Origin of the sequence: Phenylobacterium kunshanense, assembly GCF_003254525.1 — a bacterium.
GTDB lineage: Bacteria > Pseudomonadota > Alphaproteobacteria > Caulobacterales > Caulobacteraceae > Phenylobacterium > Phenylobacterium kunshanense.
The window spans coordinates 137851-149057 of the sequence record NZ_QFYS01000010.1 but is presented as its reverse complement, the minus strand read 5'-3'; the positions used below and the strand labels follow the sequence as shown (position 1 = coordinate 149057).

9 protein-coding genes are annotated in these 11207 nt (G+C 69.8%); 5 read left to right on the top strand and 4 right to left on the bottom strand.

Annotated features, from left to right (window positions below):
• Nucleotides 1–214: 214 nt before the first annotated feature.
• Both DJ019_RS18640 and DJ019_RS18635 read right to left on the bottom strand, forming a co-directional pair.
• Nucleotides 215–613 (bottom strand): hypothetical protein, encoded by a 399-nt coding sequence (locus DJ019_RS18640; protein WP_111277872.1) that lies wholly within the window; start codon nucleotides 611–613, stop codon nucleotides 215–217.
• On the bottom strand, nucleotides 595–4014 hold the full coding sequence (locus DJ019_RS18635) for an indolepyruvate ferredoxin oxidoreductase family protein (protein WP_111277870.1): 3420 nt from the start codon (nucleotides 4012–4014) through the stop codon (nucleotides 595–597). Before DJ019_RS18635 ends, DJ019_RS18640 begins: the two co-directional genes overlap by 19 nt.
• A 142-nt stretch (nucleotides 4015–4156) precedes the next feature.
• Between DJ019_RS18635 and DJ019_RS18630 the strand changes: the two genes are divergently transcribed.
• From DJ019_RS18630 to DJ019_RS18620, 3 genes are all read left to right on the top strand, one after another.
• Nucleotides 4157–4654 carry an Lrp/AsnC family transcriptional regulator gene (locus DJ019_RS18630; protein ID WP_111277893.1) on the top strand — a complete coding sequence of 166 codons (498 nt, stop codon included), beginning with the start codon at nucleotides 4157–4159 and terminating at the stop codon, nucleotides 4652–4654.
• Between the two features lie 24 nt (nucleotides 4655–4678).
• Nucleotides 4679–5575 (top strand): pirin family protein, encoded by an 897-nt coding sequence (locus DJ019_RS18625; RefSeq protein WP_111277868.1) that lies wholly within the window; start codon nucleotides 4679–4681, stop codon nucleotides 5573–5575.
• Between the two features lie 155 nt (nucleotides 5576–5730).
• Entirely contained in the window at nucleotides 5731–6351 is a 621-nt protein-coding gene (locus DJ019_RS18620) for a YceI family protein (RefSeq protein WP_111277866.1), read from the top strand.
• 4 nt (nucleotides 6352–6355) lie between these two features.
• Here the strand turns inward: DJ019_RS18620 and DJ019_RS21270 are convergent, their stop codons facing one another.
• Nucleotides 6356–7240, bottom strand: a complete 885-nt coding sequence (locus DJ019_RS21270) for a PEPxxWA-CTERM sorting domain-containing protein (RefSeq protein ID WP_205854206.1) — start codon at nucleotides 7238–7240, stop codon at nucleotides 6356–6358.
• A 136-nt stretch (nucleotides 7241–7376) separates the two neighbouring features.
• On the opposite strand from DJ019_RS21270, the gene DJ019_RS18610 reads away from it, so the two are divergent.
• Nucleotides 7377–8747: an L-serine ammonia-lyase gene (locus tag DJ019_RS18610; protein ID WP_111277864.1), complete on the top strand. Its 1371-nt coding sequence runs from the start codon at nucleotides 7377–7379 to the stop codon at nucleotides 8745–8747.
• 6 nt (nucleotides 8748–8753) lie between these two features.
• Here the strand turns inward: DJ019_RS18610 and pgsA are convergent, their stop codons facing one another.
• Nucleotides 8754–9383 (bottom strand): CDP-diacylglycerol--glycerol-3-phosphate 3-phosphatidyltransferase, encoded by a 630-nt coding sequence (gene pgsA / locus DJ019_RS18605; protein ID WP_111277862.1) that lies wholly within the window; start codon nucleotides 9381–9383, stop codon nucleotides 8754–8756.
• 221 nt (nucleotides 9384–9604) lie between these two features.
• On the opposite strand from pgsA, the gene DJ019_RS18600 reads away from it, so the two are divergent.
• Nucleotides 9605–11197: a carboxylesterase/lipase family protein gene (locus DJ019_RS18600; RefSeq protein WP_111277860.1), complete on the top strand. Its 1593-nt coding sequence runs from the start codon at nucleotides 9605–9607 to the stop codon at nucleotides 11195–11197.
• Nucleotides 11198–11207: the final 10 nt, after the last annotated feature.

Genomic DNA, 11207 nt, shown 5'->3' with positions numbered 1-11207 from the left:
CGTCACCGTCGCCGTCATGCGAAAGCTCATCGAAGCCGCCAACCTCATCCTCAGCCGCGGCCAACCCTGGCTCGCTCACCCGGCCACCTGAAACATGGTTGCTCCCGCCGCTTCGCGGGGGAGGTGAGGGTGTGCGCCGTTGCGGTGGGGGGGTGCCTGGAGAGGCGCCTGATCTGCCCTTCGGAGCGGGAACCCAGGCGCGAGGTCGCGCGGCTCAGTGGGTCGGGGGCGGCGTACAGGGGCGGGTGTAACGGCCAAGGACGCCCTGACTTCGGCGGTGGAGGGTGATGCTGTCGCCGATGCGGCAGTTGTGGGTGCGGGCGAGCTCGACCGTGGTGAGGCGGTCTGCGAGCTGGACGACCGCGACGGGGACGCTGCCTAGATCCGTCTCCCGCAGGCCGAAACGCACGACCTGGCCGGTGACCGTTCCGCCGCCACGCGACCACGCCGCGAGCAGGGCCACGCCCGCGATGACGGCGACGCCGAGCCCGAGGCCAGCGGCGGCCCGCAGGCGTTCGCCGTGCAGGAGCCACCAGAGGGCTCGGACATCCTGCGGATGCCGGGTGGGGGCTGGAGCGGGCCTGGGGGCGCGGGTCAGGCCTTCGCCTCCCATTCGCTCCAGAGGCGCCGGGCGGTGGCCTTCGCCGGGCCGACCGAGGCCTCCTTCACGTGGCCGAAGCCGCGGATGGCCTGGGGGACCTCGGCGATCTGGACCGCCAGCGGCAGGCGCCCTGGGGTGAGGCCGGCGGCCAGGCGGTCGACCTGGACCTCGAAGTCGCGGACGAGCTGGCGCTCCATCTTCCGCTCGGCGGTCATGCCGAAGACGTCGAGCGGGCCGCCGCGCAGGCCCTTCAGCTTCGCCAGCGTCGGGAACGCCAAATCCAGCATCCAGGGCGAGAAGGCCATCTTCCTCGGCTTGCCGTCCGGCCCCTTGCGGGCCAGCAGCGGCGGCGCGAGCCAGACCTTGGCCTTGCCGCCCTTGAAGGTCTCCGCCCGATAGCTGGCGAAGCGGCCGTCGCTGTAGAGGCGCGCGACCTCGTACTCGTCCTTGTAGGCCATCAGCTTGTAGAGGCTGACCGCCACGGCGCGGGTCAGGGCCTCGGAGCCCAGCGGCGCCTCGGCCGCGCGGACCTTCTCCACCTGCGCCAGGTAGCGGCTCGCATAGGCGGCGTCCTGGTAGGCGGTCAGCTCCTTCACGCGATGGGCGATCAGCTCGTCCAGCGGCAGGGTCTGGGGCGTCGGGACGTCGTCCTCGCGCTTGCCGCGGAACGAGGGATCGAAGGCCGCCTTCCGGCCGAGCTCGAAGGCCTGCAGGTTCGCCTCGGCCTCCACGCCGTTCAGGCGGATCGCCCGGTAGAGCGCCCGGCTGGAGACGGGGACCACGCCCTTCTGCCAGGCGAAGCCCAGCATGATCATGTTGGCGTAGATGGCGTCGCCCAGGCTGGTCTCGGCCAGGTGGCTGGCCGGGGCGGCGTCGTAGGACTTCACCGCACCCGCGATCCGCCGGCCCTGTTCGTCCGCGTCGAAGCGTACGTCGCGATCCGTCACGAAGTCGGCGGTGGGGGCGAAGTCGGCGTTGCCGACCGCGACCGTCCGGTCCTTGGCGTAGAGCGCCAGGGCGTCGGCGCCCGCGGCCGAGAGCAGGTCGCAGGCGATCAGGACGTTGGCGCTGGCGGCGGGCACGCGGCCGCCGACGATCGTGGCCTCGGTCTCGCCGATCCGCACGTGGCTGAACACCGCGCCGCCCTTCTGCGCCAGGCCCGTCATGTCGACCACCGATGCCGCGCGGCCGTCCACGTGGGCGGCCATGGCCAGGATCGAGGCGACCGTGGTGACGCCCGTGCCGCCGACGCCGGTGAAGACGATGTTGCGGACGCCGTGCAACGCCTCAAACTCGGGCAGCGGGGTCGCGTCGGCGGTGAGCGCCGGCGACTTCTCCCGGTGGGCGTTCTCGGCGCCCTCGAGGGTGACGAACGATGGGCAGAAGCCGTCCAGGCACGAGTAGTCCTGGTTGCAGGTCGACTGGTTGATCTTTCGCTTTCGGCCGAACTCGGTGTTCAGTGGCTCGACCGACACGCAGTGCGACTTGGCCGAACAGTCGCCGCAGCCCTCGCAGACCAGCGGGTTGATCATCACCCGCATCGGGGCGGCGGCCATCTTGCCGCGCTTGCGCCGGCGGCGCTTCTCGGTGGCGCAGACCTGGTCGTAGATGAGGACCGTCGTCCCGGGGACCTGCCGCAGCTCGCGCTGCACCTTCATCAGGTCTGTCCGGGGGAACACCTCGACGCCGGGCGCGAGGCCGGTGACGCCCTGGTACCGCTCGGGTTCGGCGGCGACGATGACGACCTTCTCGACGCCCTCGGCCGCGAGCTGGCGGGTGATCTGGGGCACGGTGAAGCCGCTCTCGGCCCGCTGGCCGCCAGTCATGGCCACCGCGTCGTTGAACAGCAGCTTGTAGGTGATGTTGGACTTCGCCGCGACCGAGGCGCGGACCGCGAGCGAGCCCGAGTGGTTGTAGGTGCCGTCGCCGAGATTGACGAAGACGTGCGGCTCGGTGGTGAACGGCGCGGCGCCGACCCAGGTCAGGCCCTCACCGCCCATGTGGCTGGTGAGGTCGGTGTTCGGATCGTTGAAGCTGGCCATGTAGTGGCAGCCGATGCCGGCCAGCGCCCGGCTGCCTTCCGGCAGGCGGGTCGAGGTGTTGTGCGGGCAGCCCGAGCAGAAGAACGGCTTGCGTTGCTGGTCGCTGGAGAGGGTGACGGCGGCCATGGAGGCGGCCGAGACGCGGTTCAGGTAGTCGTAGACCCGGTCCATGTGGCCGCCGGCGGGCAGCCGGTCGGCGATGGCCAGGGCGATCTCGGCCACCGACAGCGACGTGAGCTCGGACAGCAGCGGGCCGCCCTTCTCGTCGGTCTTGCCGATGATCGTCGGACGCGCATGGGCGGGCAGGTCGTAGAGCGCGGCGCGGGCCTGGGTCTCGATCAGCGGCCGCTTGTGCTCGATGACCATGAGCGTCTCGAGGCCGGCGGCGAAGGCGCGGATGCCGGTCGGCTCCAGCGGCCAGGGCATCCCGACCTTGTAGATGGCGACGCCCAGGCCGGCGGCCTCGGCCGGCGTGATCCCCATGGCCGACAGGGCTTCGATCACGTCCTTGTAGGCCTGGCCCTGGCAGACGATGCCCAGGCGCGGGCGCGCGGCGCCCAGCATCACGCGGTCGATGCGGTTGGCGCGGGCGAAGGCTAGGGCGGCGGGGATCTTCTGGGTCCGGAGGCGCCGTTCCTTGTCGAGCGGCTGGTCCTTCAGGCGGATGCCGAGGCCGCCGGCGGGAATGCGGAAGTTCTCGGGCGTCACGAACTGGTGGCGCGAGAGCGAGACGTCGATGGTCGCGCCCGAGTCCATGGTGTCGGCCAGGGCTATCAGCCCGACCCAGAGGCCCGAGAAGCGGCTGAGGGCATAGCCCAGCAGGCCGTAGTCCAGCACCTCCTGCACGTCGGCCGGCGACAGCACCGGCATCTCGAAGTCCTGGAAGGCGTATTCCGACTGCGAGGGCAGGGTGGAGGACTTGCAGGAGTGGTCGTCGCCGGCCACGGCCAGCACGCCGCCCTTGGGGAAGACCCCGGCGAAATTGGCGTGCTTGAAGGCGTCGCCGGTTCGGTCCACGCCCGGAGCCTTGCCGTACCACATGCCGAACACGCCGTCGTAGCGCGCGCCGGGGAACAGGTTCGCCTGCTGGCTGCCCCAGACGGCCGTGGCCGCCAGGTCCTCGTTCAGCCCCTCCTTGAAGACGACTTCTGCGTCCTTGAGGAACTTGCCCGCGCGCGCGGCCTGCTGGTCGAGACCGCCCAGGGGCGAGCCGCGGTAACCCGAGATGAATCCCGCCGTGTTGAGGCCCGCCGCCTTATCCAGGCGGCGCTGGTCCATTGCCACCCGGAGGAGCGTCTGCACCCCGGTGATGAAGACCCGGCCTTCTGTGAGCAGAAATTTGTCGTCGAGCGTCACTTCCTGGTGGCGCATCGCAATTTTTATCCTTTCGGGCCTCCCCTAACGCTACGCAAGATCATATAAGACCGCCGCAATTGCTTGCCAAAAGCATGCCCCCGGCCAGCGGTTCCGGGGCAAGAACACTATGCTCTCGTGTCGATAACAGGAGGAAATGTTGTCCGAGGTCCTCGACGCCGTCGATGCCAAGATCCTTGATTTGATCCAGCACGACGCCGGCTTGTCCGTGGCGGAGATCGCCGACCGGGTCGGATTGTCGTCGAGTCCGTGCTGGCGGCGCATAAAACGCCTGGAGGACGCGGGCGTGATCCAGCGCCGGGTGACCATCCTGGACCGCGAGCGGCTGGGCCTGGGTTTCGAGGTCTACTGCACCGTCAAACTCAGCCTGCCGACCAAGGACAACCTCGACGCCTTCGAACAGGTGATCGTGAAGCTGCCGGAAGTGGTGCAGTGCGCCACGGTCACGGGCTCGGCGGACTACGAGCTGCGGATCGTCACCCGCGACATGCACGCCTTCGACGACTTCCTGCGCGACAAGATCCTGTCGCTGGGGCTGGTCTCCAACATCGAGAGCCGCATCGTCATCCGCTCGGTGAAGAACACCACCGCCGCGCCGCTGGGTCTGGTCAGCCCCTATGTGAGCGCGCAAAGCTAGGGGCTCCTCCAAGGGAGCCCACCCATGATCGACCTCGTCATCGACCAGCGGCGCAAGGATCTGGGGGGCTTCGAGGTCGGGCGGGTGCTGCCGTTTGCGAAGCGGCGCATGATCGGGCCCTTCGTGTTCTTCGACCACATGGGGCCGGCCGAATTCCAGGCCGGCTTCCCGCGCAGCGTCGACGTGCGCCCGCACCCCCACATCGGCATCTCGACGGTCACCTACCTGTTCGAGGGCGAGATCACCCACCGCGACAGCGTCGGCGCGACGCAGCCGATCCGGCCGGGCGAGGTCAACTGGATGACCGCCGGCAGCGGCATCACCCACTCCGAGCGCTTCGAGACCCTGCGGTCGGGCGGCGGCACGATGCACGGCATCCAGGCCTGGGTCGCCCTGCCGGCCGAGCTGGAGGAGACCGACCCGGCCTTCGCCCACCACGGGCCGAACGACCTGCCTACCTACGAGAGCCCCGACGGCAAGCTCTGGGCGCGGCTGGTCGCGGGCAAGGGCTGGGGCGCCGAGGCCGCCGTGAAGACCCATTCGCCCATGGTCTATTGCCACTGGCGGCTGAAGGCCGGCGGGCGCGCGGACCTGCCGGCGGAGTATCCCGAGCGCGCCGCCTACGTCGCCCAGGGGATCGTCGAGGTGGACGGCCGCGAATTCCACGCTGGCCAGATGCTGGTGTTCGCGCCGGGCGACACCGTCGTCTTCACCGCCGTCACCGACGCCATAGTCATGCTGCTGGGCGGCGAGCCGGTCGGGCCGCGCTTCATCGAATGGAACTTCGTCTCCTCGTCGAAGGACCGCATCGAGCAGGCCAAGGCGGACTGGCGCGCCGGCCGCATGAAGCTGCCCGACGCCGACCACGACGAGTGGATCCCGCTGCCGGAGGCTGCGCCTCCGCCGAACCCGATGAGCTGAGCCCTTCCAAAGTCGTGTCTTGTTTCGCTCGTCGACGCCGACGCTGGGGATCATTCCACCCCGGCAGGAGTCTATTTCGGGATCGGCGCTTCCGCGGGCCGACGCGGGGGCTTAGCTGACGAGGCCTGACCCGCCGCCATCCTGGAGTCCATTCCTTGCGCACGTCCACGCTCGCCGCCGCCGCCATCGCCCTGGGCCTCGTCGCCACCTCCGCCGCCGCCCAGGCGCCCGCCGCCGCGCCGGCTGCGGTCCGGTCGATCCAGGCCGGGACCTACAAGGTCGATCCGAACCACACGCAGGTGCTGTGGTCGGTGGACCACCTGGGCCTGTCGCGGCTCTACGGGATGGTCGGCCAGATGAGCGGCGAGCTGCGGCTCGACCCCGCCCGGCCGGAGGCGGCAAGCGTGCAGATCGACATTCCGTTGTCGGGCCTGACGGTGACCTCGTCCCAGTTCGCCGGGCACCTGGCGACCGCCGACCTGTTCGACACCGCCAAGTTCCCCACCGCCCGCTTCGTGTCGCGCAGCGTGACCGTCACCGGCGACAAGGCCGCGATCAAGGGCGACCTGACCCTGCGCGGCGTGACCCGGCCGGTGGTGCTGGACGCCCGCCTCTATGGGGCCGGCCCCAATCCGATGTCGAAGGCCGAGACCGTTGGGTTCTCGGCGACCGCGAAGCTGAAGCGCAGCGAGTTCGGCCTCGGCTATGCGGTCCCAGCCGTCTCCGACGAGGTGAGCCTGGAGATCACGGCCGCCTTCGAGAAGGCGCCGGGCTGAACGGTCACGCCGGTGAGCTGATCCGAGCCCGCCGCCGCAAGGTTACGCCAACCGCGCCGAAGCCCGCCAGCATCAGGGCCCAGGTCGCGGGCTCTGGGGTAGGAGACTGGCCCGCGGCGAAGGTGATGTCGAACTCGTGCGATTCGGTGGTGTCGAACGGCTTGTAGACGCCGGAGATCACCCCGTCCTTTGTGCTCTGGTAGATCGTGAGCTGGCTCGGCCCCCGGTTCGGAAGGGTCGGGTGGCTCGGATCGACGAAACTCAATGTGCCGGATCCGCCGTTCGCCGTGGGCTGATAGTCGATGCCGGTCAGGGTGATGTAGTGTCCGCCACCCCCCTTGTAGGCTAGCAGCACCTCGACGGCCTCGTTGCTCTTCAATTCCTTCAGCAAGAACATCGGTGTCGGCGCTACGTTCTGAACATAGGACGGCGCGGCTCCTGGCGGGCCGCTCCACGGTTCCTGAGTCTGAACGGCGATCTTGATTTTTCCCTTGGCGACCTCGTTGAGGTACTTGTCCTTGCCGTAGATGAAGTAGGAGATCTCTGTGGCGTCCTGGGTGTTCATGTAGTCGGCGCCCGCGAGCTTGTTGGCGACGGCGGCCATGTTGGCCATGTCGTCGCCTGGCTTGGTCGGCGGGATGAGGCTGGTCCCAAAGATCTTTGGATACTGCTGCTGCAGGAACCATAGGCCGTTGACGAGCGCGGTGGCGCCACAGCCGTTCGAGTTGCAGGTCGTATCCGACTGGTCGAGCTGACCGAAGTTCGTGAAGGTCTCTGAGGCCTGCAAGGGCGGCGGCTGCGGTGGAGGCGGGGGCTCTGCCCAAGCCGGGCTGGCGACCACGAGCAACGCCGCACAGGTGGCGAACAGTGCATTGCGCGCCATAGACATGCTGGTCTCCACGCTGCCCTCCCCGTGTTCGCCGGAGCACAACTGAATTCTTATCTCCCATGCGCGTACCGCAGGTTGATCTGGGTCAATCCCCGCCGCCCTTGAACCGCGCGAAGGACCCGTCCACACACGGCCTATGAACGTCAGCGTCTTCGACCTCTTCAAGCTGGGCGTCGGGCCGTCCAGCTCGCACACCATGGGGCCGATGACGGCGGCGGGACGGTTCCTGGGGCGATTGGGCGAGGGGCTGGCCCGGGTCGCGCGGGTGGAGACCACGCTCTACGCCTCGCTGGCGCTCACCGGGCGCGGGCACGCCACCGACAGGGCGGTGATCCTGGGTCTGGCCGGGTTCGCGCCGCGGACGCTGGATCCCGACGCGGCCGACGCGGTGGTGGCCCAGGCCCGCGCATCCGGGCGGCTGGCGCTGGCCGGCGCGCACGAGATCGCCTTCGACGAGGCGCGGGACATCGTCTGGGAGGGGCGCACGCGCCTGCCCGAGCATCCCAACGCCCTGCGCTTCAGCGCCTTCGACGACCGCGGAGGACTGCTGGCCGAGCGGGTCTATTTCTCGATCGGCGGCGGCTTCGTGCGCGACGAGGGTGAGATCGCCCGGAACACGCCGCCGGAGCGCGCCATGCCGGCGCCCTATCCGTTCGAGTCCGGGGCCGAGCTGCTGGAGCAGGCCGAGCGCGCCGGCCTGACCATCGCGGCGCTGATGGCGGCCAATGAGCGGGCGGTGCGCGGCGAAGCTGAGATCGCGGCGGGCCTGGACGAGATCGCCGCCGCCATGTTCGCCTGCATCGATCGCGGGATGCGCGCCGAGGGCGTGCTGCCCGGCGGCCTGAAGGTCCAGCGCCGGGCGCACGGCATCTGGAAGAGCCTGGTGGAGGACGCGGACCGGCGCATCGCCGACCCGCTGGCGGCGCTGGACTGGGTGAACCTCTGGGCCCTGGCGGTGAACGAGGAGAACGCCGCCGGCGGCCGGGTGGTGACGGCGCCGACCAACGGCGCGGCGGGCCTGCTGCCGGCGGTGCTGCGCTACTACGACCGTTTCCATCGGGGCACGCCCGAGGGGCGGCGCACCTTCCTGCTGACGGCGGGGGCGATCGGCGCGCTCTACAAGACCAACGCCTCGATCTCGGGCGCGGAGGTGGGGTGTCAGGGCGAGGTGGGGGTGGCCTGCTCCATGGCCGCCGCGGGCCTGGCCGCCGCGCTGGGGGCCACCAACGCCCAGATCGAGAACGCCGCCGAGATCGCCATGGAGCACAACCTGGGCCTGACTTGCGACCCGATCGGCGGCCTGGTGCAGATTCCCTGCATCGAGCGGAACGCCATGGGCGCGGTGAAGGCCATCGACGCCGCCCGTCTCGCCATGCTGGGCGACGGCCAGCACTCGGTCAGCCTGGACAAGGTGATCGCCACCATGAAGCGCACCGGCGAGGACATGAGCGCGATCTACAAGGAGACCTCGCTGGGCGGCCTGGCGGTGAACCTGGCGGAGTGCTGAGGAGGCTCAGCCTTCCTGGGCGGCCAGGGTCTTGCGGGTCTGTTCCCAGTACTGGAAGCCGGTGATCAGTGTCACCACGGCCGCGATCCAGAAGAGGGTGTGGGCCGCGACCTCGAAGCCGGCGCGGAAGGCCGTGCCGTCGGGGAGGCTGAAGGCGCCCCAGGCGGCCACCACCAGCTCCATCGCCAGGGCGGTGAGCTGGAGCGTGGTCTTCCATTTGGCGAGCAGGGTGACGGGCAGCTTCACGCCCCGGCCGGCGCCGACCTCGCGCAGGGCGCTGACCGTGAACTCGCGGAACAGGATGAGGCCGGCCGGCAGGACGACCATCGGCTGGGGCCCCAGCGACATCAGGCCGAGGATGGCGCCGCAGACCAGCACCTTGTCGCCGATGGGATCGAGGATGGCGCCCCAGACGCTGACCGCGTCCAGCTTGCGCGCCAGCCAGCCGTCGAAGAAATCGGTCACTGCCGCCAGGACGAAGGCGTAGACCGCCCACCGCTGCAGCGCGAACTGGGCGTCAGGCTCCAGCCGGCCGGAGAAATAGGGCACGGCTCCAGACGCCGCCGCGAAGGCGACGAACATGAACAGGGCCATCACGAGGCGGGAGCCGGTGAGGATGTTGGGCAGCGACTTCATGTCAGGGAGGAGCGTCCAGGGTTCAGCTTCGTTCCGAGCTTAGCCGGTTCGCGCCGATGTTACAGCCTGGAGGGCGCGGAAGGCGTGATCGAGGCAAGGGGCTGCCGCGGCCGGTCACACCCGCGCAATGGCGCTCCGCCGCCATACCGGACCAACTATTGCCGCGTTTCGAAAAATCGGTACGATTGACGTAGCGAGGCATTGGGGCGGGGCGCAACGAGATGTTTGAGCGGAGACTGTCGCGCCGCGGCCTGGTTGGCGCTGCGGCGATGCTGCTGGCCGCCGGGGGTGCGCGGGCGCAGGGCGTCGAGGGCCGGGTCGTCGAGACCTCCGAGGGACGCTATCGCGGCCGGCTGGAGAACGGCGTCGAGGTCTTCAGGGGCATGCGCTATGGGGCCGACACCGCCGGGCCCGGCCGGTTCATGCCCCCGCGGCCGCCCGAAAAGTTCGCCGGCGTGCGCGACGCCTTCGACTTCGGGGACCAGGCTCCCCAGCCGCGGACGATCCTGACCACGCCGGGGCCGATCAGCGAGGATTGCCTGCGCATCAACGTGTGGACGCCGGGGGCGAGCCGCGCGGCGCGCTGGCCGGTCATGCTGTGGTTCCACGGCGGCGGGTTCGAGGCGGGGACGGGGGCCAGCGGGCTCTATGACGGCAGCAACATGGCCAGGCGCGGCGACGTGGTGGTCGTGACGATCAATCACCGCCTGAACGTCTGCGGCTTCTGCGACCTGTCCGACTACCTGGGCGCGGAGTTCGTGCAGTCCGGAAACGTCGGCTATCTCGACCTCGTCGCGGCGATGAGGTGGGTGCGGGAGAACATAGCGGCCTTCGGCGGCGATCCGGGCAACGTCACCATCTATGGGCAGTCTGGCGGTGGGCGGAAGGTCAGCGTCTGCTACGCGGGCGCCGAAGCCAACGGCCTCTTCCACAAGGGAATCGTTCAGTCCGGATCGCACCTGCGGGTCCATACGCCGGAGCAGGCGCGGGCCCTGACCTCTGCGTTACTGAAGGAGCTGGACATCGCGCCGGCGGATGCGCGGAAGCTGCAGTCGGTCCCCCACGAGCTGCTCGGCGCGACGCAGCGCCGGGTCATCGCCGCCGCCGGGTATCGGTTCGAGCCGGTGATCGACGGGGTGTCCTTCAAGGCCGATCCCTGGCTGCCCAACGCGCCGAGGCAGACCGCGAAGGTTCCCCTGATGCTGGGGACGACGCAGACGGAGCTGTCGAACCAGCTGGGCCGCGACCCCGCGATCTTCGCCATGGACGAGGCGGCGCTGAAGGCGCGGCTGGCGACGACGATCCCTCCCGAGGCGGCAGACGAGGCGGTGCGTATCTTCCGGGCCTCGACCCCCTCGGGCTCGACGGCGGAGATGTTCTTCAAGATCGCGTCCTGGCGCGCCTACATCACCAACGCCACGACGATGGCCGAGCAGCGCCACGCGCAGAACGGCGCCGCCAATCCCACTTGGGTCTACCAGGTCACCTGGCGCTCGCCCGTGCAGGGCGGCCGGCGGTTCTCCGAACACACGATCGACCTGCCCTTCATGTTCGACAACGTCGCGCGCGCGCCGCACCTGACCGGACCCGAGACGGCGCAGACGCGGGCGATGACCGAGGCCATGGCCAACGCCTGGCTGGCCTTCGCACGCAAGGGCGACCCAAACCACGCGGGCCTGCCGAGATGGCCCACCTATGACGTCGCGACCCGGCCCGTGATGCTGTTCGACACGCCGCCAACGGTGGCGAACGATCCCTTCCGCGAAGAACGCCTCTTCATGGCGCGTTTCCCCGCCGTGCGCGGCGGCAGCTAGGAGCCTTTCC

Coding starts and splice junctions, on each gene's coding strand:
- DJ019_RS18600 (WP_111277860.1), top strand. CDS start 9,605: ATGTTTGAGCGGAGACTGTCGCGCCGCGGCCTGGTTGGCGCTGCGGCG.
- DJ019_RS18635 (WP_111277870.1), bottom strand. CDS start 4,014: ATGCGCCACCAGGAAGTGACGCTCGACGACAAATTTCTGCTCACAGAA.
- DJ019_RS18610 (WP_111277864.1), top strand. CDS start 7,377: ATGAACGTCAGCGTCTTCGACCTCTTCAAGCTGGGCGTCGGGCCGTCC.
- DJ019_RS21270 (WP_205854206.1), bottom strand. CDS start 7,240: ATGTCTATGGCGCGCAATGCACTGTTCGCCACCTGTGCGGCGTTGCTC.
- DJ019_RS18640 (WP_111277872.1), bottom strand. CDS start 613: ATGGGAGGCGAAGGCCTGACCCGCGCCCCCAGGCCCGCTCCAGCCCCC.
- pgsA (WP_111277862.1), bottom strand. CDS start 9,383: ATGAAGTCGCTGCCCAACATCCTCACCGGCTCCCGCCTCGTGATGGCC.
- DJ019_RS18625 (WP_111277868.1), top strand. CDS start 4,679: ATGATCGACCTCGTCATCGACCAGCGGCGCAAGGATCTGGGGGGCTTC.